General features: G+C 69.9%; 23 protein-coding genes. 11 read left to right on the top strand and 12 right to left on the bottom strand.

The annotated features are described in order from the left end of the window. Positions 1–53: 53 nt before the first annotated feature. The 5 genes from ACIHAO_RS25060 to ACIHAO_RS25040 all read left to right on the top strand — a co-directional run bounded on the left by ACIHAO_RS25060 (position 54) and on the right by ACIHAO_RS25040 (position 5,431). Positions 54–1,409 carry an NlpC/P60 family protein gene (locus tag ACIHAO_RS25060; RefSeq protein ID WP_396561644.1) on the top strand — a complete coding sequence of 452 codons (1,356 nt, stop codon included), beginning with the start codon at positions 54–56 and terminating at the stop codon, positions 1,407–1,409. Positions 1,410–1,411: 2 nt separating this feature from the next. After that, positions 1,412–1,954 (top strand): molybdenum cofactor guanylyltransferase, encoded by a 543-nt coding sequence (locus ACIHAO_RS25055; RefSeq protein ID WP_396561642.1) that lies wholly within the window; start codon positions 1,412–1,414, stop codon positions 1,952–1,954. A gap of 475 nt (positions 1,955–2,429) precedes the next feature. Further along, positions 2,430–3,500, top strand: a complete 1,071-nt coding sequence (locus tag ACIHAO_RS25050) for an AAA family ATPase (RefSeq protein ID WP_396561640.1) — start codon at positions 2,430–2,432, stop codon at positions 3,498–3,500. Positions 3,501–3,569: 69 nt separating this feature from the next. Next, positions 3,570–4,454 carry a DUF58 domain-containing protein gene (locus ACIHAO_RS25045; RefSeq protein WP_396561858.1) on the top strand — a complete coding sequence of 295 codons (885 nt, stop codon included), beginning with the start codon at positions 3,570–3,572 and terminating at the stop codon, positions 4,452–4,454. Then, complete coding sequence (locus ACIHAO_RS25040) at positions 4,451–5,431, top strand: VWA domain-containing protein (protein ID WP_016334115.1); 981 nt, start codon at positions 4,451–4,453, stop codon at positions 5,429–5,431. Before ACIHAO_RS25045 ends, ACIHAO_RS25040 begins: the two co-directional genes overlap by 4 nt. 82 nt (positions 5,432–5,513) lie before the next feature. On the opposite strand, the gene ACIHAO_RS25035 is transcribed toward ACIHAO_RS25040, so the two are convergent. Then, on the bottom strand, positions 5,514–5,975 hold the full coding sequence (locus ACIHAO_RS25035; RefSeq protein ID WP_396561638.1) for a tRNA (cytidine(34)-2'-O)-methyltransferase: 462 nt from the start codon (positions 5,973–5,975) through the stop codon (positions 5,514–5,516). Positions 5,976–6,086: 111 nt separating this feature from the next. Between ACIHAO_RS25035 and ACIHAO_RS25030 the strand changes: the two genes are divergently transcribed. Continuing rightward, a complete protein-coding gene (locus ACIHAO_RS25030; protein ID WP_396561636.1) occupies positions 6,087–7,682 on the top strand; it encodes an alkaline phosphatase D family protein in 1,596 nt (531 codons plus the stop codon). Here ACIHAO_RS25030 and ACIHAO_RS25025 read toward each other — a convergent pair. From ACIHAO_RS25025 to ACIHAO_RS25000, 6 genes are all read right to left on the bottom strand, one after another. Next, complete coding sequence (locus ACIHAO_RS25025; protein WP_396561634.1) at positions 7,670–8,101, bottom strand: acyl-CoA thioesterase; 432 nt, start codon at positions 8,099–8,101, stop codon at positions 7,670–7,672. The two genes, ACIHAO_RS25030 and ACIHAO_RS25025, sit on opposite strands and share 13 nt — an antisense overlap. A gap of 63 nt (positions 8,102–8,164) precedes the next feature. Then, complete coding sequence (locus ACIHAO_RS25020) at positions 8,165–9,451, bottom strand: alpha/beta hydrolase family protein (RefSeq protein ID WP_396561632.1); 1,287 nt, start codon at positions 9,449–9,451, stop codon at positions 8,165–8,167. Between the two features lie 100 nt (positions 9,452–9,551). Further along, positions 9,552–10,493, bottom strand: coding sequence for a TAXI family TRAP transporter solute-binding subunit (locus ACIHAO_RS25015; protein WP_396561630.1), 942 nt, complete (start codon positions 10,491–10,493; stop codon positions 9,552–9,554). Next, on the bottom strand, positions 10,490–11,893 hold the full coding sequence (locus tag ACIHAO_RS25010) for a sensor histidine kinase (RefSeq protein ID WP_396561628.1): 1,404 nt from the start codon (positions 11,891–11,893) through the stop codon (positions 10,490–10,492). The genes ACIHAO_RS25015 and ACIHAO_RS25010 overlap by 4 nt, the downstream gene beginning before the upstream one ends. Before the next feature lie 3 nt (positions 11,894–11,896). Further along, positions 11,897–12,565 (bottom strand): response regulator transcription factor, encoded by a 669-nt coding sequence (locus ACIHAO_RS25005; RefSeq protein ID WP_396561626.1) that lies wholly within the window; start codon positions 12,563–12,565, stop codon positions 11,897–11,899. 10 nt (positions 12,566–12,575) lie between these two features. After that, positions 12,576–13,934: an MFS transporter gene (locus ACIHAO_RS25000; RefSeq protein ID WP_396561624.1), complete on the bottom strand. Its 1,359-nt coding sequence runs from the start codon at positions 13,932–13,934 to the stop codon at positions 12,576–12,578. 191 nt (positions 13,935–14,125) lie between these two features. Here ACIHAO_RS25000 and fabG point away from each other — a divergent pair, with 191 nt between their 5' ends. Next, positions 14,126–14,830, top strand: coding sequence for a beta-ketoacyl-ACP reductase (gene fabG, locus ACIHAO_RS24995; protein WP_016334125.1), 705 nt, complete (start codon positions 14,126–14,128; stop codon positions 14,828–14,830). A gap of 48 nt (positions 14,831–14,878) precedes the next feature. Further along, a complete protein-coding gene (gene fabI, locus ACIHAO_RS24990) occupies positions 14,879–15,646 on the top strand; it encodes an enoyl-ACP reductase FabI (protein WP_061986623.1) in 768 nt (255 codons plus the stop codon). A 68-nt stretch (positions 15,647–15,714) separates the two neighbouring features. Here the strand turns inward: fabI and ACIHAO_RS24985 are convergent, their stop codons facing one another. The 3 genes from ACIHAO_RS24985 to ACIHAO_RS24975 form a co-directional block, all read right to left on the bottom strand. After that, positions 15,715–16,119 (bottom strand): nuclear transport factor 2 family protein, encoded by a 405-nt coding sequence (locus ACIHAO_RS24985; protein ID WP_396561621.1) that lies wholly within the window; start codon positions 16,117–16,119, stop codon positions 15,715–15,717. A gap of 8 nt (positions 16,120–16,127) precedes the next feature. Next, on the bottom strand, positions 16,128–17,309 hold the full coding sequence (locus tag ACIHAO_RS24980; protein WP_396561619.1) for a Cmx/CmrA family chloramphenicol efflux MFS transporter: 1,182 nt from the start codon (positions 17,307–17,309) through the stop codon (positions 16,128–16,130). Positions 17,310–17,384: 75 nt separating this feature from the next. Beyond that, on the bottom strand, positions 17,385–17,969 hold the full coding sequence (locus ACIHAO_RS24975) for a TetR/AcrR family transcriptional regulator (RefSeq protein ID WP_396561617.1): 585 nt from the start codon (positions 17,967–17,969) through the stop codon (positions 17,385–17,387). 85 nt (positions 17,970–18,054) lie between these two features. Between ACIHAO_RS24975 and ACIHAO_RS24970 the strand changes: the two genes are divergently transcribed. Next, the gene (locus ACIHAO_RS24970) at positions 18,055–19,101 is read left to right on the top strand and encodes a ferrochelatase (protein ID WP_396561615.1); all 1,047 of its coding nucleotides are present in this window, start codon (positions 18,055–18,057) and stop codon (positions 19,099–19,101) included. A 337-nt stretch (positions 19,102–19,438) separates the two neighbouring features. On the opposite strand, the gene ACIHAO_RS24965 is transcribed toward ACIHAO_RS24970, so the two are convergent. After that, the gene (locus tag ACIHAO_RS24965) at positions 19,439–20,008 is read right to left on the bottom strand and encodes a TetR/AcrR family transcriptional regulator (protein WP_396561613.1); all 570 of its coding nucleotides are present in this window, start codon (positions 20,006–20,008) and stop codon (positions 19,439–19,441) included. Positions 20,009–20,095: 87 nt separating this feature from the next. Here ACIHAO_RS24965 and ACIHAO_RS24960 point away from each other — a divergent pair, with 87 nt between their 5' ends. Both ACIHAO_RS24960 and ACIHAO_RS24955 read left to right on the top strand, forming a co-directional pair. After that, complete coding sequence (locus ACIHAO_RS24960) at positions 20,096–20,980, top strand: alpha/beta fold hydrolase (RefSeq protein WP_396561611.1); 885 nt, start codon at positions 20,096–20,098, stop codon at positions 20,978–20,980. Next, positions 20,977–21,597 (top strand): VC0807 family protein, encoded by a 621-nt coding sequence (locus tag ACIHAO_RS24955; protein ID WP_396561609.1) that lies wholly within the window; start codon positions 20,977–20,979, stop codon positions 21,595–21,597. Before ACIHAO_RS24960 ends, ACIHAO_RS24955 begins: the two co-directional genes overlap by 4 nt. 4 nt (positions 21,598–21,601) lie before the next feature. On the opposite strand, the gene ACIHAO_RS24950 is transcribed toward ACIHAO_RS24955, so the two are convergent. Further along, positions 21,602–22,399, bottom strand: coding sequence for a hypothetical protein (locus ACIHAO_RS24950; protein WP_396561607.1), 798 nt, complete (start codon positions 22,397–22,399; stop codon positions 21,602–21,604). Positions 22,400–22,472 lie beyond the last annotated feature (73 nt).

Genomic DNA, 22,472 nt, shown 5'->3' with positions numbered 1-22,472 from the left:
TGACGGCAGTGGCACAGTGAGTCCATTGTTCAAGATCAGGAGGTGGGTGGATCGTGCGTGGTGAAGCCGGGTCCGGGGCCGTCGCCCGCCGTGGCATGACCATCGGCGCGCTCGGCATCGCCCTGTTGCTGGGGGTGACGGGCACGGCCGTCGCGGTTCCGCCGCCTCCGCCGAACCCCAGCGACTCCGAGATCAACTCCAGCAAGGCCGACGCCAACGCCAAGGCGGGCGACGTCGGCAGGCTCACGAACCAGCTGGCCCAGGCCGAGTCCAAGCTCGCTCAGCTCAACGACGACGTCGAGCTGAAGATGGAAGAGGCGAACAAGGCCAGGGTCGACGCGGAGACCGCGCAGGACGAAGCCGCGCAGGCCGATCGTGAGGCGCGGTCCGCGCGCACCGAATCCGACGCCGCGCAGGCGACCATCGACAAGGCTCGCGCCGACCTCGACAAGTTCGCCGCCGCCAGCTTCCAGCAGGGCAGCACCGTCGGCTCGGTGTCGGCGTACCTCACGGCCAACAGCCCGAAGGAGCTCCTCGGCCGCGCCCAGATGCTCGACGCGGTCGGCGGCAGCAGGCTCAACGCGCTCGACACGATGAAGCGCGCGCAGACGGACAAGTCCAACAAGGACGCGACCGCGCGCAAGAAGCTGGAGATCGCGCAGGAGCGCAAGCGCGCGGCGGAAGCGGCCAAACACGAGGCCGACAACGCGCAGAGCGCCGCTCAGCACGCGCAGGACAACCAGGCCACACAGAACCAGAAGCTCGAAGCCGACAAGGCGGGCGTCGAGAAGCAGCTCTTCGAAGCACAGCAGAAGGTCAGCGGCCTGCAGGGGCAGCGGCAGCGCTACGAGGACTGGAAGGCGCAGAAGGCCCGCGAGGACGAGGAACGCGCTCGTCAGGCCGCTCTCGCCGCGTCGAGGCCCAGCCCCAGCCAGGGTGGAGGCGGCCGTCCGACGGGCAGGCCCGTCCAGTCGGCCCCCGCCGGGGCGAGCGTCGAAGCCGTCGTCCGGCGGGCGCTGTCGCAACTCGGCGTGGTCTACGCCTGGGGCGGTGGCAACACGGCCGGTCCGACCCGCGGCATCCGCGACGGTGGCACGGCCGACCGTTACGGCGACTACAACAAGATCGGCTTCGACTGCTCCGGCCTGATGATCTACGCGTTCGCCGGGGTGCGGTCGCTCCCGCACTACAGCGGCTACCAGTACAACGCCGGGCGGAAAGTGCCGCTCTCGCAGATGCGCCGCGGTGACATGCTCTTCTGGGGCGGCAGCGCGCGGGGCATCCACCACGTCGCGATGTACCTCGGGAACGGGCAGATGGTCGAGGCGCCGCAGTCGGGTCTGCGGGTCCGCATCGCGCCGGTGCGCTACGGCGGCATCATGCCGTACGCGACCCGCTTGATCGGCTGAGCGTGACTCACGCGGGGGTCGTGCTGGCGGGCGGCGCCGCGCGTCGCCTGTCCGGTGTGGACAAACCCGCGCTCCCCGTCGGGGGAAAACCGTTGCTGGCCAGGGCGCTGGCCGCGCTCGAGGACGCGGATCCGGTGATCGTCGTCGGCCCGGAACGGCCGGGATTCGGCGACGTCGTCTGGACCCGGGAAACTTCGCCAGGAACGGGTCCGGTGGCCGCGCTGGCCGCCGGACTCGCGCTGGTGCGCACGGAGATCGTCGTGGTGCTGGCCGGCGACCTCGCCGGCGTCCGGAAGTCCACAGTGGATCGGCTGGTGGCCGCACTCGGTGCCGCCTCGGGCGCGGTTCTGGTCGACGGTTCGGGGGAGCGGCAGTGGCTGCTCGGCGCTTGGCGCGCGGAGGCGCTGCGCGCGGCCTTGCCGGAGACGGTGGAGAACGCCTCGCTGCGGCGGACGCTGGGCGGGCTGGACATCGTCGAGGTGCCCGAGGAGCCGGGTGAGAGCGACGACATCGACACGCCGGAGGATCTGGACCGGCTCTCCTAGGTGTGGTCGGTTCTGTCCGTTCCTACTACTCACGCGGCTTGACCGGCTCGGCACCGGTGTCCTTGCCCTCCGGCAAGGTGTGAAGGTCGAGTTTCCTCGGCTGAGCCGAGGGAATGGGTCCTTCACGCGCCACTGTTGTGACTGTTGGTGCATATGGGGCGAATGTGGCGATTGCCGCGTCCGTGAAGGCCTCCTTGAGGGACTCTGGGTCTCTCAAGGAGGCCTTCACGGACGCAGCGTGAGTCGATCGCAACCGGAAACCACGTAGGTGCCTAAGCCCCCTTGGTCCTGAAAGGGGCCTCCGTGTACTTGGGCCTTCGCGCGCCATGTTCGCCGTAGGCCCCCAGACGTCACCGAGGCCTTCACAGCCGTCATACCGCTGATCGGGTTGGCTACCTTCACGAACGGCTGTGTCACCGACCACTACGGTCACATCCGGACGCAAGAACGCAAGCGGGGAACACAGGAGGCACGAGTGACCGAGCCCGGCTACGCCGATGGCGCGCAGCAGCAGCCCGGAACGCCGGCGCGGGACGCCCAGTTGCTGGAGCGGACCGTGTTCGAGGTCAAGCGGATCATCGTCGGCCAGGACAGGCTGGTCGAACGGATGCTGGTCGGCCTGCTGGCCAGGGGGCACCTCCTGCTCGAAGGCGTTCCCGGCGTCGCGAAGACCCTCGCCGTCGAGACCTTCGCGCGAGTGGTCGGCGGCTCGTTCTCGCGCGTGCAGTTCACCCCGGACCTCGTCCCCGCCGACATCCTCGGCACCCGGATCTACCGGCAGGGCGCCGAGCGGTTCGACGTCGAACTCGGCCCGGTGGTGGCGAACTTCGTGCTCGCCGACGAGATCAACCGCGCGCCTGCCAAAGTGCAGTCGGCGATGCTCGAGGTGATGGCCGAGCGGCACGTGTCGATCGGCGGCCAGACCTTCGCGATGCCCGACCCGTTCCTCGTGCTCGCCACGCAGAACCCGATCGAGAACGAGGGCGTGTACCCGCTGCCCGAGGCGCAGCGCGACCGGTTCCTGTTCAAGATCGTCGTCGAGTACCCCACCGCCGAGGAAGAGCGGGAGATCATCTACCGGATGGGCGTCACCGCGCCCACCCCGCAAGAGGTGCTGTCCCCGGGTGAACTGGTCCGCCTGCAGGGCGTGGCCTCGCAGGTGTTCGTGCACCACGCGCTGGTCGACTACGTCGTCCGTCTCGTGCTCACCACCCGTACCCCGAACGACCACGGCCTCGCCGACGTCGCGGGCTGGGTGTCCTATGGTGCCTCGCCGCGGGCGAGCCTCGGCATCATCGCCGCCTCGCGGGCGCTGGCCCTGGTCCGCGGCCGGGACTACGTGCTGCCGCAGGACGTCGTCGACGTCGTTCCCGACGTGCTGCGCCACCGGCTCGTGCTGTCCTACGACGCGCTGGCCGACGGCGTCCCCATCGACCACATCATCACGCGGGTGCTGCAGACCGTGCCGTTGCCGCAGGTCTCGGCCCGTCCGCAGGGCGGCGCCGGGCAGAGCGGCCCGGTCCCGGCCGGCGCACCCGTCAGGTAAGGAACTCGCGTGAAGAACGAGAAGGGCGAACGTCCTTCCTGGGCTCCGCCGGTACTCCGCGGGGAGCGGATGGAGGCGGGCCTGCGCACGCTCGAACTCGACGTGCGCCGCCGTCTCGACGGTCTGCTGCAGGGAAACCATCTCGGCCTGGTGCCGGGGCCCGGGTCGGAACCGGGGGAGGCCCGGCCGTACCAGCCCGGTGACGACGTCCGCCGGATGGACTGGGCGGTCACCGCGCGCACGACGAGCCCGCACATCCGGGAGACCGTCGCCGACCGCGAACTGGAGACGTGGCTGGTGGCGGACGTGTCCGCGAGCCTCGACTTCGGCACGGCGCTGTGCGAGAAGCGAGACCTGGTCGTCTGCGCGACGGCCGCGGTCGCCCACCTGACCGGCGGTGGCGGCAACCGGATCGGCGCGCTCGTGTCCAACGGGGCGGGCAGCCTCACGCGGATCCCGGCGCGCGGCGGGCTCCCGCACGCGCGGGGACTGGTCCGCAAGATCGCCGAAACCCCGCGTGCCGAGGAAGGTGTCCGCGGGGATCTCGCCGCGGCGCTGGAGAAGCTGCGCCGCCCGCCCCGCCGTCGCGGGCTCGCCGTCGTGATCTCCGACTTCCTCGGTGACATGGAATGGCAGCGTCCGTTGCGCGCGCTCGGCGGGCACCACGACCTCATCGCCATCGAAGTCCTCGACCCGCGCGACATCGACCTGCCCGACGTGGGCACCGTCGTGCTGGCCGACCCGGAGACAGGGAAACAGCGCGAAGTGCACGCTTCGGCCTTGCTGCGCAAGGAATTCGGCGCCGCGGCGCATGCTCACCGGCAGGAGGTCGCGGCCGCGCTGCGCCGGGCCGGTGCCGCGCATCTGGTGCTGCGCACCGATTCGGACTGGATCGCGGACATGGTCCGGTTCGTGGTGGCCCGCAAGCGCCGCTGGTCCGGTGGTGTCGCGTGAGCCTGACCGGATTCGCGTCGCCGTGGTGGTTCCTGCTGCTGCTGGCGGTCGCCGCGGTGGCCGTCGGGTACGTACTCTCGCAGCGCGCGCGGCGCAAGCGCACCATGCGGTTCGCCAACCTGGAACTGCTGGAGAAGGTCGCGCCGAAGAGCCAGGGATGGGTGCGGCACGTTCCCGCCATCCTGATCGTGCTTTCGCTGCTGGTGCTGACCGTCGCGCTCGCCGGGCCGACGGCCGAGCAGAAGGTGCCGCGCAACCGGGCGACCGTGATGCTGGTGATCGACACCTCGCTGTCGATGGAAGCGACCGACGTCGCCCCGACCCGGTTGAAGGCGGCCCAGGAGTCGGCGCGGTCGTTCGCGCAGAACATGACCCCAGGGGTGAACCTCGGGCTGATTTCCTTCGCGGGGACGGCGACCGTGCTGGTCGCGCCGACCACCGACCGCGGTGGCGTGGTGAAGGCGATCGACAACCTCAAGTTGGCGCAGTCGACGGCCACCGGTGAGGGGATCTTCGCCGCGTTGCAGTCGATCGAGAGCTTCTCGGCGATCGTCGGCGGAGCGGAAGGCCCGCCGCCCGCCCGGATCGTCCTGATGAGTGACGGCAAGCAGACGGTCCCGGACGACCTGTACGCCCCACGAGGCGGTTACACGGCCGCCCAGGCGGCGAAGCAGGCCCAAGTGCCGATCTCGTCGATCTCGTTCGGGACCACGCACGGCTCGGTCGACATCGACGGCAAACCGCAGGACGTGAAGGTCGACGACGAATCGCTGGAGGAGATCGCCCGGCTTTCGGGCGGCGACTTCTACAAGGCGGCGAGCGCGGACGAACTGAAACGCGTGTACGACGACCTCGGCGAGCAGATCGGATACGAGCTGAAGGACGCCGACGCGAGCCGGCCCTGGGTGATTCTGGGGACGCTGGTCTTGATGATCGGGGCGGCGGCTTCGCTCTTCCTGGGGCAGCGACTGCCGTAGACGCTCAGGCTCTGCAATGAAGGGGCCTTTCATAGCAAAATTTGCTATGAAAGGCCCCTTCATTGCAGTGGGGCGAGAGCCCTCAGAGGGTCCCGAAGCCGTTCTGCCGCCAAGCCTCGTAGACGGCGATCGCCGCGGTGTTCGACAGGTTCAGCGACCGGCTCGTCGGCAGCATCGGCAGCCGTACCCGGTCGGTCACCTGCGCGGACTCCTGCACCTCCGCGGGCAGCCCGGCCGACTCCGGTCCGAACATCAGCACGTCTCCGGGCTCGTACGCGACGTCGGTGTGCAGCCGTGTCGCCGAAGCGCTGAACGCGAAGACCCGGGCAGGCAGCAAGGCCGCCCAAGCCGCGTCGAGATCCGCGTGGACACGGACGCGCGCGAGGTCGTGGTAGTCGAGCCCGGCTCGCCGCAACTGCTTGTCCTCCAGCGTGAAACCGAGCGGCTCCACCAGGTGGAGTTCGCAGCCGGTGTTCGCGGTCAAGCGGATCGCGTTACCCGTGTTGGGCGGGATTTCGGGGCGGTAGAACAGGATGCGGAACACGAGGGTTGATCGTCTTTCGTTCACGGGCGCTTCGCCTGAGCGCGGCCGGGTGGCCATCAAGCCGGACGAGCATGAGGCCCGCCCGTGACCATCCCACCACAGGAGGGCTTCATGCCTTCGCTCCCTCACCCCCTGTCGCGGCGTCGCTTCCTCGGTTATGGCTCCGCCGGCGCGGCCGCCGTCCTGCTGGGGACCGGTGCCTGGAACGCCGCCGGCGCGATGCCGCTCGCCAGCGGTGCCGGTAATCCGTTCACCCTCGGTGTCGCGTCGGGTGACCCGTTGCCCGGCGGTGTCGTGCTCTGGACCCGGCTCGCGCCGAAGCCCTACGAGGCGGACGGCTTCGGCGGTATGCCGAGGACGCCGGTCCGCGTCGAGTACGAAGTGTCGCTAGACGAGCGTTTCCGCGCTGTGATCCGCCGCGGCTCCGTGGTCGCCACGCCCGAACTCGGCCACTCCGTGCATCCCGAGATCCACGGTCTCGCGCCGGACCACGAGTACTTCTACCGCTTCCGCACGGGCGGTGAGATCTCTCCGGTCGGCCGCACCCGGACGGCGCCCGTCGCGTGGTCGTCGCCGCGCGAGCTGAACTTCGCGTTCGCGTCGTGCCAGAGCTGGGAGGCCGGGCACTTCACCGCGTACGAGCACATGGCGGCGGAGGACCTCGACCTGGTCGTGCACCTGGGCGACTACCTCTACGAAAGCGGCGTCACAGGGGTTGGCCGCGGAACGCCGGTGGGGCCGCAGTTCAAGGGCGAGACCTTCGACCTGGCCCGCTACCGGCTCCAGTACGCGCTCTACAAATCCGAAGCACCGCTGATGGCCGCGCACGCCGCCTTCCCGTGGATCCACGTCAACGACGACCACGAGGTGGAGAACAACTGGGCGGGCGACATCTCGCAGATCGACAAGGAACCGGACCAGGACCGCGCGGTGTTCCGGCAGCGGCGCGCCGAGGCGTTCCAGGCGATGTACGAGCACCTGCCGTACCGCATCGCCCAGCTGCCGAAGGGGCCGGACGCGCGGCTTCACCGGCGGCTGAGCTACGGCACGCTGGCCGACTTCACCATGCTCGACACCCGCCAGTACCGCGACGACCAACCGTGCGGTGACGGCCAGTCGGCGAACTGCACCGAGCGGTTCGACCAGGACCGCACGCTGCTCGGCTCGGCACAACGGGACTGGCTGCTCGACGGCTTCTCCCGGTCCCGCGCGCGGTGGCAGATCCTCGGCAACCAGGCGCCGATGGGCCAGACCGACACCGACGCCGGCGAGGCCACGAACGTCTACCTCGACCCGTGGGACGGCTACGTCGCCGACCGCGACCGTGTGCTCGCGGCCGCGCAGGACCGCGGGGTGCGGAACCTGGTGGTCATCACCGGCGACAGGCACCAGAACTACGCCTGGGACCTCAAACGCGACTTCGGCGACCCGGGTTCGCCCACCGTCGCGAGCGAGTTCGTCGGGACGTCGATCACCAGCGGGGGCAACGGCGCCGACATGACGCCGGGCGGTGAGAACCTGCTGAAGGCCAACCCGCACATGAAGTTCTTCAACAGCCAGCGCGGATACGTCCGGGTCAACGTCAACCGGCAGCGCTGGCGGAGCGACTTCCGGGTGGTGCCGTTCGTCAACACCCCCGGCGCGCCGATCAGCACGCGGGCCAGCTACGTCGTCGAGGATCGGCGCCCCGGCGTTCAGTCCGCCTGAGCGGGTAGGAGGGCGGCGTACACCTCGCGTACCGACGCGGGTGGCGCCGCCTTCTTGAGCGTCTTCGGGTCGACGAAGACGTAGCGGGTCTTCACTTCCGTGCACAGGTCGCCGCCGCGGGTGATCTCGAAATCGATGATCAGCGACGTCGTGCCGAGGTGGTTCAGGTACACGGCCACGACCAATTCGTCGTCGTAGCGGCAGGGCGCGCGGTAGCGGAGGTTCGACTCGGCGACCACGACGTCGACGCCGCGGTCCAGTGCCGCTTCATGGGAGCCGAAGAGGGCTTTCTCCACTTCGAACATGGCCATGTCGACGTAGGCGAGGTAGTTCGCGTTGAACACGATGCCCTGTCCGTCGCATTCGTGGTAGCGCACGCGCAGCGGCATTTCGACGATCGGTTTCCGTGGCTCTGTCACGGATTCCAACCTAGAGGCTGAAGGGCGCTTTCACCGCATCCACGCGATGAAAGCGCCCTTCGGCTACTCGATGAAATCGATATTCGGGTGGCGCGGCGACTCGCCGTCGAACAGGTGCCGGTCGCGGCCCTTCAAATGCAGATCGAAGAACGCGCCGATGTACTCCCGTTGCGCCGCCAGCGATCGGCGGGGATCGATGGTGCCGATGACCGCCTCACGTTTCTCCGGCGCCACTCGCGAACCGAGCTGTGGCACGACGATCTGAAGATCGCTGTAGGCCATGTGCGTGCTGCCGCCGCGCAGCAGCAGGTCCCGCTTCCAGCCCCGCTGGTTGGCCCAGAAGTCCGCCCAGCTTCGGTCGAAATCGGGCTGCTTGTGCGTGTGCTCCAGCGGCCTCCCGTTCTCGTCGACGCCCTCGGCGCCCATCAGCATGAACGGCCGGTCCAGGCCGCGTTTCGTGACCTCGCCGGGCACGTAGGCACTGCCCGGCGGGTAGCCGAACGCGGTCGCCATCGCGCCGTCCAGGTTGATTCCGGCGTCGATCCGGCGGTCGTGCACCATCGCCTCGCCGGAGGTGAACCCGCCGTAGGAATGCCCGTAGGCACCGACCCGGGACAGGTCGAGTGACCAGCCGAGGCCGCGGGGGAGCTGCCGTTGCTCCGCGTCGGGATTCTCGCCGCGGGCGATCTTCGCGAGCTGGTCGAGGACGAATCGGGTGTCACCGACCCGTGCGTCGAGCGCCTTCTTCATGTACTCGGGTCCCTCGCCCGGCGGCAGGGCCGTTTCGAGCCGCCCGCCGGGGAATTCGACCGCCGCGCTCTCGTAGGTGTGCGAAAGCGAGACGACGAGGTAGCCGCGGCTGGCCAGATCGTCGACGATCGCCGAGTACGTCTCCCGGGGCCCGCCGAAACCGGGCGAGAAGAGCGCGACCGGCTTGGGCGCGCCGTGCGCCGCGGGAACACCGAGCTCGGCCCGCCGCTTCGCCGAAGCCCAGTCGATGGAGCCTGCCGGGAGATCGAGGTAGTCCTTGCTCGCCAGCGTCTGGTCGACGACGCCGCTGATGCCGGGCGTGAGCCACGGCGCGCGCGGGCCGTCTGCGAACCGGTCCGCCGGATAGGTGACGGTGACCATGAGTTCCCGGCGCCGTTCCGGTTTCCACGGATCGGGGCGGGACTGGTCGACGAGGTGGAGGTCGGTGGTGCCGACGTCGTGGTGGCCGGTGAGGGCCGGTGCGGCGAGCTTGGCCTGGTCGGCCGCGACTGCGGGGGCCGCCGTGGCGAGCCCGCCCGCGAGCGCGAGGCCCGCGATCAGCGCCGAACCCCGCACCACCCTGGTGTGTCTCAATGACACTGCTGGAGTCCTTCCGGATCGGGGCGGCCCGGTGGCCGCCTGCCTCCGACCCTGGCAGTGCTCCAGGTCGGCGCGCATCCCTCTGAGGTTGGAGCGTGGGTCACCCGTGCAGGGCACGGTAGGCCGACGCGGCACCAGGGTGCAGCGGGACCTTGCCGGTGCCGATCAGCGTCCGGACGTCGAGGAACTGGGTTCCGACGGCGGGTGCCGGGACGAGGTCGGCGGCGTGTCCGGCCAGTACGCGCGCGACCGCGGCCGCCACGTCGTCGGGCAGCGAAGGCGCGGCCAGCAACAGGTTCGCGACGCCGATCGTCCGCAGTTCGCCGACGCCCTGGTAGGCCTGCGCCGGGACGTGGACCTGGTCGTACACCGGGCCGTAGCCCGCCCGCAGCGCCGGCAGATGGGTGTCGAGGGGGAGCAGGGTGATCGCGGTGGTCCGGTTGAGCTCGGTGAGCGCGGGGGTCGGGATCCCGCCGGACCAGAGCAGCGCGTCGACCTCGTGCGCCGCCAACGCGTTGATCGCTTCACCCAGGAGCAGGTTCTTCGCCTTCACCGGTACTTGGGCGCGGCCGAACAGCCGTGAGCTGAACACCGCCACGCCGGAGCCGCTCGCGCCCATCGCCACCGGCCGTCCGGCCAGATCGGCGAGCGACCGCACGCGGCCGTCCGCGCGGACCACGAGCTGGTGGTAGTTCTCGTAGACGCGGCCGATGGCCGAGAAGGCGATCGGGACGGAGAACGGCTCCGCGCCGGTGAAGGCGGCCTCGGCGACGTCGCCGAGGACGAGCCCGAGATCGGCCCGGCCGTCCCGCAGCCGCCGCAGGTTCTCGACGCTGGCCTCGGTGGCGACGGCCGTCGCGCGCAGCCGCGGCTCCGCCCGGTTCAGCTGCTGGGCCAGCAGCTCCGCGAAGGCGAGATAGAAACCGCCGCTCTCGCCCGCCGCGATGACGACCTCCCGCTCCGCCCCCCGGTAGCTCGCCGTCGAGCAGCCCGCGAGCGTGGCGAGCCCGGCGAGGATCGCCGTACGCCTGGTGACGGTCACGGTGTCCCTCCCGTGGCGAGAGGGAGTTCGACGCGGACTTCGAGTCCGTGCGGTTCGGCTTGGCGCAGTTCGAGTTTCCCGCCCCGGGCGAGCACGTGCTGGTTCGCGATCGAGAGGCCGAGTCCCGTCCCGCGCGGCGCGCCGTCGCCGCCTGCCCGCCAGAACCGTTCGATCGCCCGTTCACGATCCTCTGTGGACAGTCCAGGACCGTTGTCGGACACGAAGACCGTGGCGGTCGTGTCGCCGGTCTCGTAGCCGGTGGTGATCGTGGCGCCGCGGCCCGCGTAGTGCACCGCGTTGTCCAGCAAGACGTCCAGCACTTGGGCGAGATCGCTTTCCGGGCACCGCACGGGCACCGGCTCGTCGTGGCCTTCCGACCCCGCGAGGCGGACTCCCGCGTCGTCCGCCGAGGGACGCCACGCGTCGACCCGTTCGGCCAGTACGGCAGGGAGATCGCAGGGCTCGTCACCGGACTCACCCGCGGCGAGCCGGGTCGCCGCGCTTTCGGCGAGCGCCAGCGCGAGCAACCCGTCGAGCAGGGACTCGAGGCGCTCGACCTCCGCGACGGTCGCCCGGTAGGCCCGCCGGCCGTCCCCATCGATCCGCGCGGCCAGTGAATCCACCCGCAACCGCAAGGCGGCCATGGGATTGCGCAGCTGATGCGACGCGTCCGCGACGAGCCGCCGCTGCTGTTCGGAGGCCTCGACGACGGCGTCGGACATCCGGTTGAACGACGTCGCGAGCGAACGCAGCTCACGGGGCCCCGCCCGGTCGGGGACCTGGGCGCGATGCCCCTCGGTCACCGCCTGCACGCCGGTCTCCAGTTCGTGCAGCGGCCGCACCATCCAGCGGGCCAGCAGGACCGCGAGCAGCACGAACAGCGCCGCGACCAGCGCCGCACCCGCGACGATCGTGGCCCAGCGGGTGGCGACGTCGGCCGCGGCCGCGGTCACCGACGCGCGAAGGACGACCACTCCGGCCACTCGGGTCCCGGTGCCTACCGGGCGGGCGAAGTAGACCGGATCCGCCGACCACGGGCTCAGCTGCTCTGGTCCCTTCGCGGGCTGGTTGCGCAGCGCGGCCTCGACGAGTGAGCGAACCCCCGGTTCCGCGGCGGTCATCCCGCCGGTTTCGACCAGCGGCCCGCCGCGCGCGTCGACCACCACGACGGCCTCGCTGTATAACGACGAATACCGCGCGGCGTCGACCATCAGCGTGGTCGTGTCGCCGGCGTCGACGGCTTGCTGGGCGAGGACGACGAACCGGTCGACGTCGGCGTTGCGGGCGATCACCAGCTGCTGGGTCCGCTGCGCGGCGGTCGACCCGAACAGCGGGATCGCGAACGCGGCGACCACGGTCAGCGCGAGCGCGACGAGGACGACCAGCAGCCGGGTGCGCACCGGTCAGTCCCGGCCGAGGCGGTAGCCGAAACCCCGGATCGTGGTGAGCAGTCCCGGCCGGTCGAGCTTCGCGCGCAGCTGGGTGAGGTGCACGTCGAGCGAACGGGAGACGGCGAGGTACGCGTCGCCCCAGACCTCGTCCATCAGCTGCTGGCGGCTCACCGCGGTGCCCGGCCGCGCGGCGAGCACGGCCAGGACGGCGAATTCCTTGGCGGTGAGCCCGATGTCGGTCCCGGCGACGAGCACGCGCCGCGCGCCGAGGTCGATCTCGACGTCCTCGACGCGGACGACGCCGTCCTGCGGCGTTGCCGAGACCGCGGCACGCCGGACGACCGCGTCCATCCTCGCCAGCAGTTCGGCCAGGCGGAACGGTTTGGTCAGGTAGTCGTCGGCGCCGAGCCGCAGCCCGCGCACCACGGACCGCTCGTCCCCGATCGCGGTGAGCACGAGCACCGGAACCGGCGAGACCTGCCGGACCTTCCTGAGGACGTCGAGTCCGTTCATGTCGGGCAGGTTGAGATCCAACAGGATCACGTCGGCCGCGCGATGCCGGTGCAGCGCGTCGCTGCCGCGGATCGCGTGGGAGACGGTATGGCCGCGCGATTGCAGGGCTTCGGAGAGCGCGTCGGCGACACCGGCGTCGTCTTCGACGAGCAGCACCCGCACGGCCATACCTTCCCGCCTAGCCTTCGCGGCCGGACACGAGCTCGGGCTCGGGCCGGCTCTTCTTGTCCAGCTCCGAGGTCTTCGAGGTTTCCCGCATTGTGCCGTACACGATCAGCGACACCAGGACACAGCCCGCGACGTAGAAGAAGAACACCGATTCGTGACCGGCGCCCTTCAACGCCTGCGCGATGAGCTCGGCGGTGCCGCCGAAGATCGCCACGGTGAGCGCGTAGGGGAGACCGACGCCGATGGCGCGGATCTTCGTCGGGAACAGCTCGGCCTTCACGATCGCGTTGATCGAGGTGTAGCCGGTGACGATCACCAGCCCGGCCAGCATCAGCAGGAAGGCGAGCACCGGCTCCTTCGTCCCGCCCATCAGCGTCATGATCGGGACGGTCAGCAGCGTGCCGGCGATGCCGAAGAACATCAGCAGCGGACGGCGGCCGATGCGGTCGGAGAGTTTGCCCGCGAACGGCTGCAGGATCGCGGCCACGAGGATCGCGCAGAACAGGATCAGCGTGACCGTCCGGCGCGGGATGCCCGCGGTGTTCTCCATGAACTTCTGGCTGTAGGTGGCGAACGTGTAGAACGACACGGTGCCGCCGAGGGTGAGGCCGACGACGAGCGCGATCTCCTTGGGGTACTTGATGAGCGCGCGCAGCGTGCCCTTGTCGCCCGCCTCCTTGCCGGTGCCGGACGCCTTGGCCTCTTCGAAGCTTGCCGACTCGTCCATCCCGCGGCGCAGGAACATCACCACGACCGCGGCGAGCGCGCCGACGACGAACGCGATCCGCCAGCCCCACGAAGTCAGCTGTTGTTCGGTCAGGATGGCCTGCAGCAGCAACTGGAGACCGAGCGCCAGCAACTGGCCGCCGTACAGCGTCACGTACTGGAAGCTGGAGTAGAAGCCGCGTTTGCCCGGAGTGGCCACTTCGGACAGATAGGTCGCGGAGGTCGAATACTCACCGCCGACCGAGAGCCCCTGGATGAGCCGGGCCACCAGGAGCAGGATCGGTGCGGCGATCCCGATCGAGGCGTAGGTCGGGGTGACCGCGATCATCAGTGACCCCGCCGCCATCAACGTGACGGAAAGCACGAGTGCGCTTCGTCGCCCGAAGCGGTCGGCGAAGCGGCCCAGCATCCAGCCGCCGAGCGGTCGCATGAGGAAACCGACGGCGAAGACCGCCGCGGTGCCGAGGAAGGCCGCAGTCGTGTCCTTGGTGGGGAAGAAGGACTTGGCGAAGTACGTGGTGAAGGCGGCGTAGGCGTACCAGTCGTACCACTCGACCAGGTTGCCGATCGAGCCGCGCAGCACGTTGCCGACGACTCGCCTCTCGCTTACGGGCGGCGACGCTTCGCCGATCCGGGTTGTCATCTTTGACCTCCTGTGTTCCGGCTCACGGTGAACAATCCGTGACCGCCGGGCAAGGTTTCGGCGCGGTTCCTAACATCCGCTTAGGACGGTCGCGGTTACCCGGAGGTAGGGGTGGCGCGGCTCCGGCGGGCGCCGGGCGAGCCGATAACCTCAGTGCCGTCAGCGCGACACGACGAGGCGAGGAGAGCTCTGTGGGACGGTCGGTACTGGTCACCGGCGGCAACCGCGGCATCGGTTTGGCGATCGCGAAGGACCTCGCGGCGCAGGGGCACAAGGTCGCGATCACGCACCGCGGTTCCGGAGCACCCGAAGGTCTCTTCGGCGTGCAGGCCGACGTCACCGACGCCGAGCAGATCGACGCCGCCTTCAAGCTCGTCGAGGAGCACCAGGGCCCGGTCGAGGTCCTCGTCGCGAACGCGGGCATGACCGACGACACCCTCCTCATGCGGATGAGCGAGGAGCAGTTCACCCGCGTGGTGGACGCCAACCTCACCGGCGCCTACCGGGTCGCCAAACGCGCCTCGCGCGGCATGCTGCGCGGCAAGTGGGGCCGCTACATCTTCATCTCGTCCGTCGTCGGCCTCACCGGCTCGGCGGGCCAGGTCAACTACGCGGCGAGCAAAGCCGGTCTCGTCGGTCTCGCCCGTTCGCTCGCGCGTGAGCTGGGCTCACGCAACATCACCTCGAACGTCATCGCGCCGGGTTTCGTCGCCACGGACATGACCGACGAACTCGGCGAGGACCGGAAGAAGGAGATCCTCGCCCAGGTTCCCTCCGGCCGGTACGCCGAGCCGTCGGAGATCGCCGCCGCCGTCCGCTACCTCGCCTCCGAAGAGGCCGGCTACGTCAACGGCGCGGTGCTGCCGGTCGACGGCGGCCTCGGCATGGGCCACTGACGTCCCCGTTTTCCCGTACCGATCGAAACCACCCGGACTGGAGGTCCCGTGCCAGGACTGCTCGAAGGCAAGCGCCTGCTGATCACCGGCGTCATCACCGACGCCTCGCTCGCGTTCCACGCGGCCAAGATCGCGCAGCAGGAGGGCGCGAAGGTCGTGCTCACCGGCTTCGGCAGGCTGTCGCTCGTCGAGCGCATCGCCAAGCGTCTCCCCGAGGAGGCGCCGGTGCTGGAGCTGGACGTCACCAACCAGGAGCACCTCGACTCGCTCGCCGACCGCGTCCGTGAGCACGTCGACGGCCTCGACGGGGTGCTGCACTCGATCGGGTTCGCCCCGCAGTCCTGCCTCGGCGCGCCGTTCCTGGACGCCCCCAGCGAGGACGTGAAGGTGGCCGTCGACGTCTCGGCGTACTCCTTCAAGGCCCTCGCCGTCGCGACCCTGCCGCTGCTGTCGCGCGGTTCGTCGATCGTCGGCATGGACTTCGACGCGCGCGTCGCGTGGCCCGCCTACAACTGGATGGGCGTCGCGAAGGCCGCGCTGGAGTCGGTCAACCGGTACCTGGCCCGCGACCTGGGGCCGCAGGGCATCCGGGTCAACCTGGTCAGCGCCGGCCCGATGAAGACCATGGCCGCGAAGTCGATCCCCGGCTTCGCGGATCTGGAGAACGGCTGGGGCGACCGGGCTCCGCTCGGCTGGGACAGCTCCGACCCGGACCCGACGGCGAAGTCCGTCTGCGCCGTGCTGTCGGACTGGCTGCCTGCCACGACCGGCTCGATGATCATGGTCGACGGCGGTCTGCACGCCACCGGCTTCTAGGTTCTCTCAATGCGTGTGAAGGCCCCCTTCCCTCGGGCTCAGTCGAGGGAAGGGGGCCTTCACACGCATCAGGGCAGGACGGCGTTGGCGACGTGCCACGAGTCTTCGAGCAGCAGGTACTTGGTGATCAGCCCGTCGTCGTTCACCTCGAACTCGATGGTGAAGGCCGAATCGATGACCTTGCCGGTGCTGCGGATCGTCGAGCGCAGACGGCCGATCGCGACGGCGTGCGGCCCGTCGACGAGGACGCGTTCGACGTCGAACCGGTCCTTGATGAGTCCTTTGTCGAGCAGTTCGTAGAACTCGCGGATCTCCGCCCCGTTCCGGCGCGGGCCGATCCAGGGGACCAGCTCGGTCGCACCGGGGATGTCCCACGCGACGCTGTCGGCGAACAGTTCCGTGGCACCGTCGGTGTCCCCTGTGGACATTCGGCGGAAGAACTCTTCGAGGATGGCTCGGGTTCGTTCGGACATGATTCTCCTTACTGGGTAATGGGTTCGCGGAGCAGGCGGGTGTCGTCGGTGCGCTGGACACCGGCGGCGAAGGTGAGCGCGACGACAGTGGCGACACCGAGGCCGACGCTCACCCAGGCGACGCTGGGATAGCCGAGACCGGCGTCGATCGACTCGCCGCCGAGCCACGGGCCGACGGTGTTGCCGACGTTGAACGCGGCAGTCGTGCTCGCGCCGACGAGCGTGGGCGCGTTGCCCGCCACGGCGAAGGCGCGGACGTTCAAGGCGGGATTGACCCCGAATCCGGCGACGCCGAACAGGAAGACGGCGAAGATCGCGACCGGGGTCGCCGGGCCGGACAACGCGAGCAGCACGAGGGCGAGCAGGGCGACGGCGAGGCCGCCGTAGAGGGTCGCGAAGGGCCTCGCGTCGGCGAGCCGTCCGCCGACGGTGATACCGATCAGTGCGCCGAGCCCGAACAGGGAAAGCACGCCCGGAACCCAGCTTTCCGGCAGTCCGGCGACTTCGGTGAGCATGGGCGCGAGGTAGCTGAAGGTCGCGAAGATCATCGCCTGCGCGAACGCGATCACGCCGAGTGCCAGCCAGAACCGGCCGCCGCGGTAGAGCCGCAGTTCGGTCGCCACGTCGGTCTTGGTCTCGCCGTTCTGCGTCTCCGGGACCAAGGCGAAGACCCCGATCAGCGCGACGACGGTCAGTGCCGTGACCGCCCAGAACGCGGCCCGCCAGCCCGCGTGCTGGCCGAGGAAGGTCCCGGCGGGCACGCCGGCGATGTTCGCGACGGTGAGCCCGCCGACCAGGATGGCCAGCGCGCGGCCGCGGCGCTCGACCGGGACCAGCGCGACGGCGGTGGCCGCCGCGACCGCCCAGAATCCGGCGCAGGCGACGGCGCTGACCACGCGGGTCGCGAAGAGCAGGGCGTATCCCGAGCCCAGCGCGCCGACCACGTGCGAGATGCCGAAGACGACGAGCAAGGCCATGAGGGTGGCGCGCCTCGGCACCCGCAGCGTCGCGATCGCGAGCAGGGGAGCGCCGACGACCATGCCGATCGCGAAAGCCGAGATGAGCAGCCCGGCCTCCGGGATGCCGACGTTCAGATCGGCCGCCATCCCGGGCAGCAGGCCGGTGATCATGAACTCGGACGTGCCGAGCGCGAACACGCTCAGTCCGAGTACGCAGACTGCCAAAGGCACGGGGATTCCCTCCAGTTTTGTATTGATCAGTCCAAAATATGGGCAGCGTTGCGCACAGGGGTTTCGTTCCAGGTGCTACTTCGCGGCGATCGCGTCCAGCGCGATGGCGGCGACGGCCTCCATGGCCGCCCGTCCGGCGCCGCGGCGGGACATCAGCCGCAGTCCCGCGACGGTGCTGTGCGCGAACTCGGCGATGGCGCCGGGTTCGCGGTCGCCGTCGACCGTCCCGTCGAGCTGTCCTTCCCTGGCGCAGGCCGAGAGAAGGGTGAGATGCCGTCCGGTGTCGGCGTCGATCCGCGCCTTGATCTCGGGATCGCGATCACCGAACTCGGCCACCGTGTTGACCACGAGGCAGCCTCGGCCGTGGTTCGCGACTTCCTCGTCGATCGTGTACGAGAACAGGGTGCGGAACCGTTCGAGGCCGGTCCCGGACTCCTCCAGCAAGGCCGTCCTGGCCACGATCCCGCGTTCGGCGTAGTGGTCGAGCGCGCGCATGAACAGTTCGTGCTTGCTGGTGAAGGTGTTGTAGATGCTGCTGCGGCCCAGGCCGGTGGCTTCGCAGAGGGCCTGCGTCGACGTGCCCTCGTAGCCGCGAAGCCAGAACGCGTCCATGGCGCGCCCGACCGCGGCGCGCTCGTCGAATTCCTTCGGCCTGGCCATGGAAGTGACCGTACCAGGTTTTGGATCGCTCGGTTCAAAACGGGCCGGGTCAGCGTGCGGGGCGCCACAACGGCAAGATGACAGGGTGGGTTACGACGCGCTGCTTTGGCTTTCGTTCGGTGGTCCCGAGGGGCCTGACGAAGTGATGCCGTTCCTGGAGAACGTCACGCGGGGCCGTGGGGTCCCCCGGGAACGACTGCTCGAGGTCTCCGAGCACTACCAGCATTTCGGCGGGGTCTCGCCGATCAACCGGCTGAACCGGGACGCGATCTCCGCGGTGGAGAAGCAGCTCGCGGCCGCCGGGATCGAGCTGCCCGTCCACTTCGGCAACCGCAACTGGCGGCCGATGGTCGAGGACACCCTCGCCGAGATCACCAAGGCGGGGGCCCGGCGGGTCCTGGTCTTCCCCACGAGTGCGTACGGCGGCTACTCCGCCTGCCGTCAGTACGACGAGGACATCGAACGCGCCCGTGCGGCGGTCGGCGACGGCGCGCCGGAACTGGTGAAACTGCGGCAGTTCTTCGACCACCCGCTGTTCATCGCCGCCTTCGCCGACGCCGTTCGCGCCGCGCACGCGAAGCTGGGGAACCAGCCTGGGACCAGGACCGTCTTCTGCGCCCACTCGGTGCCCGAATCCGCCGACACCGCGTCCGGACCGCCCGCGGAAGGCGGCCGGCGCTACTCGCGTCAGATCGCCGAGGCCGCGCGCCTCGTCGCGGCCGAAGCGGGGATCGAGACCTACGACGTCGTGTGGCAGTCGCGCTCCGGCCCGCCGCAGGTGCCGTGGCTGGAGCCGGACATCGTCGACCACATCGACGCGCTGCACGCGGAAGGCGTTACCTCGGTGGTGGTCTGCCCCGTGGGTTTCGTGTCCGACCACCTCGAGGTGATCTGGGACCTCGACAACGAGGCCGCCGAACGGGCCGCGGAGCACGGCATGGGCTTCGCGCGCGCCGCGACGCCGGACTCCGACCCGCGTTTCGCCGAGCTCGTCGTGGAACTGATCCGGGAGCACACCGACGGGGTGCCCGCGCGGAAACTGTCGCCGTTCCCGTCTGCCGGGTGCACGGTCAACGGTGCGCCTTGTGCGATCGGCTGCTGCGAACCCGCGAAGAGGCCCGCACGCCCTTGAGGCAGCCCAGGCCTCGTGAGTGGTAAGACGGTTAGACCCTCCTTGTCACTCACGAGGCTTGACCGGCTCGGTACCTTGCCCGCCCGAGGTACATGAAGGTCGAGTTTCCTCGGCTGAGCCGAGGGAAGGGGCCTTTACGCGTAGCTGTTGTGACTGCTGGTGCAGGTGGGGTGAACGTGGCGGTTATCGAGTCCGTGAAGGCCTCCTTGAGGGACCCAGAGTCCCTCAAGGAGGCCTTCACGGACTTGGGCGTGGCATCAACCGCAGCCGGATCCACGTAGGTACCTATGACACGGCTGGCCCGAACCGTCATCACCACTCACGGGGTCGATCGTCGTCAGGTGGCGATCCTCGACAGGTGGAGGTCGACCAGGGCGATGGCCTCTTCGCCGGATTGATAGCCGAGCAGCACCGCGTCGCCGAGGCCGGCGACCAGCGCCAGCAGGAGTGCGGCTTCGGTGACCGGGTCGACGGTGGGCACGAGTTCGCCGTCGTCCCTGGCGGCGGTGAGCATGGCCGCCACCGCGTCGCGGAGCTGGCCGTGGCCGGTCCGGAAGTGGCCGGCGATCTCCGGATCCTTGAGCGCGCGCATCAGGAAGGCGTTGGCGACCAGCGCGTCGACCCTGGCGGCCTCGTCCAAGGGGAGCAGGGCGATGAGCAGGTCCCGGACGCCGAGTCCTGACGGGGTCGCGATGCGCTCCTCGAGCCCGCTTCGCAAAGTGGTCGTCGCGAAGCGCAGCATGTCGTCTCTCGACGCGAAGTAGTGCTGGACGAACCCTTTCGAGATGCCCGCCTCGGCCGCGACCTCGTTCAGGCTGACCCCTTCGAGTCCCCGGTCGGCCGCGATACGCCGGACGGCCGCGGCGATCTGCTGCCGCCGGTCCTCGTGATCGACTCGTTTGGGCACCCGCTCCTCCTTTTGGCAGTCCGATCGGATTGCAAACTTCTCACCAACTGTTTACAATCCGATCGTATCGTAAAAGGAGGGGCGCACATGAAGGTGGGCGGTTTCGCCTCGTCGGAGGCACGGGCCGAGTACGAGGTCGTCTATGAACGAGGTCTGGCGGCTTTGCCCGCGCCGGCCGGGATCCATGACGTCGAGACGGCGTTCGGGGTGGCGCGCGTGTACCGGTTCGGGCAGCCGGGTGGAACGCCGATCGTGCTGTTGCCCGGCCGTGCCGGGACCGCGGTGATGTGGGAACCCAACCTCACCGCGTTGCTCGGGCACGGCGAGGTCTACGCGGTGGACCTGATCGGTGAACCCGGTCGCAGTGAACAGACCGCCCCGATCCGGGACGGTGTGGACCAAGCCGCTTGGCTGAGTACGGTGCTCGCGGAACTCGACCTGGCGGCGGTGCACCTGATCGGGTACTCGTTCGGTGGCTGGCTCGCGGCCAACCTCGCCGCGCGGGCGCCGGAGCGGCTGAGGTCGCTCACGCTGATCGACCCTGTGCTGACGTTCGGCGGGTTGACCGCGGGGCTGGTCGTCCGCGCCACGCTCACCGCGATCCCCGGCATCAACCGGTGGGCCCGGCCGTCGTTCCTGCACTGGATCTCCGGTGGCGCGGAGGTCGACACCACGGATCCGGTCGCGCGGGTGATCGACGAAGGGATGCGGACCTACCGCATCGCCCTGCCGTCACCCAGGTTGATCACCGACGCGCAGTTGCGCTCACTGCGGATGCCCGTACTGGCCCTGATCGCCGGGCGCAGCGTCATCCACCACCCGGACCGCGCGGCCGCACGGGCTCGTGAGCTTCTGCCGCGGGGGCAAGTCGAACTATGGCCGTCGGCGACCCACGCCATCGCTGGCGAAGCGGCGGACGAGGTCAACGCGCGGATCCTGGCGTTCCTGGCGGTGGAGGAAACACCGTCATGACCGGGCACGGCAGGAATCCGACGCTTTCCTTGCTGCTCTGGGATGTCGCGCTCCCGTTGGCCGCGTACTACGGGCTCCGGCTCGCCGGGCAGAGCGAGCAGGTCTCCTTGCTGGCCGGGGCGGTGGTGGCCGCGGCCCGGATCGCGTGGGTCGCCGTCCGCGACCGGTCCTTCGACGGCTTCGCCGCGTTGCTGGCAGGCGTGCTCGGGGTCGGGCTGGTGCTCTCGCTGGTCAGCGGTGACGCGAAATTCCTGCTGCTCAAGGAATCCTTCGCCACCGCGACCGCCGCGATCGTGCTGCTGGTGAGCTGCTTCAGCCGCACGCCCATGGTGCTCGTCGCCGTGCGGGCCGGTTCCAACGCGGCCAAACGTGCCGAGATCGACCGTCTCACCGCCGAGGTGCCCGCTTTCCGCCGGGCGTTCACCCGGATGTCGGCGGTGTGGGGAGTGGTGCTGCTGCTGGAGGCCGCGGTCCGCGTGCCGCTGGTCTACACCCTGTCGGCGGATGTGATGAACGCGCTCAGCGTGGTCCTGCTGATCGCGGTCATCGGCGGGCTTTCGCTGTGGTCCGTCCGGTATGCCGAGAAGATCCAGAAAAAGCACTCCGTGACCACGTGAACGGCTACGGGTGCCTGTCCGCCTGCTCGGTGAACTCCCGCACGGCTTCGTTGATCGCCGCGCACCGCGCGTAGCGGACGGCTTCGGTCAGCGGCCGCAAGGCCTCCGCCCGCCGAAGCGCCGCCGACGCGGAGAGCGCTCCGCCTGGATCGTCGGATTCGGCGATGGCGAGGATCGCCGCGATCTCCTGGGATCGCTGGAGCACCCGTAGTGCCCTGCCGGGCATGCCCGCGGGCCAGGGCGCGTCGGTGACCGCCCGCAGCCGGGCCGAGAGCTCCGCCCGCACACCCGGCCGTTCGCTGGCGACGTCCAGGGTCTGGAGTGCGCCCGCGCTCGCCCGGATCGCGTCGGTCAGGCCGTGCTCGGCCTCGCCGAGCGGGCGGTACTCGAGGACGCCCGGCGTGGGCACCGAGTACACGGTCCACCGCATGAGACCTTCGGCGATGGCCTCGGGTACGACGCCGTAGCCGAGATCCGGCAGCAGGACGGCCTCACCGGTCCGAAGCGCGGCCTCGGTGAACTGTCCACCGCCGCCCAGCCCCCGCACGTCGCCGGGTACCGGGAGCAGCAGGTGCATGCTCTTGGCGCCCTGCGCGCGCAGGGCGAGCAGCAGCTGGACCGGGGTCGCCGCCCGGTTGAACGCGAGCGGCAGGTCGAACGCCTCGGCGGCCGCCGCGTCCGCGGCGACGAAGTCGTGGGCTTCGCCCCAGACCTGAAGGGCGTCAAGGATGTCGTCGGAGGCGGCGGCTCCGTTCAGCCACGCCGAAGACCAGACCGCGAGGGTCGCACTAGGACGGCACACTGGACTGATTTTAGTCGTGCTTCCGGCGAAACCCGGAAATGGGCGCGTTATCGAGGGGGAGGGCAGGTGAACG

It is taken from the genome of Amycolatopsis sp. NPDC052450 (genome assembly GCF_044547565.1).
Classification (GTDB): Bacteria; Actinomycetota; Actinomycetes; order Mycobacteriales; family Pseudonocardiaceae; genus Amycolatopsis.
This window is presented reverse-complemented; position numbering and strand designations above follow the sequence as displayed.

Coding starts and splice junctions, on each gene's coding strand:
- ACIHAO_RS25045 (WP_396561858.1), top strand. CDS start 3,570: ATGGAGGCGGGCCTGCGCACGCTCGAACTCGACGTGCGCCGCCGTCTC.
- ACIHAO_RS25030 (WP_396561636.1), top strand. CDS start 6,087: ATGCCTTCGCTCCCTCACCCCCTGTCGCGGCGTCGCTTCCTCGGTTAT.
- ACIHAO_RS25005 (WP_396561626.1), bottom strand. CDS start 12,565: ATGGCCGTGCGGGTGCTGCTCGTCGAAGACGACGCCGGTGTCGCCGAC.
- ACIHAO_RS25000 (WP_396561624.1), bottom strand. CDS start 13,934: ATGACAACCCGGATCGGCGAAGCGTCGCCGCCCGTAAGCGAGAGGCGA.
- ACIHAO_RS24985 (WP_396561621.1), bottom strand. CDS start 16,119: ATGTCCGAACGAACCCGAGCCATCCTCGAAGAGTTCTTCCGCCGAATG.
- ACIHAO_RS24975 (WP_396561617.1), bottom strand. CDS start 17,969: ATGGCCAGGCCGAAGGAATTCGACGAGCGCGCCGCGGTCGGGCGCGCC.
- ACIHAO_RS24960 (WP_396561611.1), top strand. CDS start 20,096: ATGAAGGTGGGCGGTTTCGCCTCGTCGGAGGCACGGGCCGAGTACGAG.
- ACIHAO_RS24955 (WP_396561609.1), top strand. CDS start 20,977: ATGACCGGGCACGGCAGGAATCCGACGCTTTCCTTGCTGCTCTGGGAT.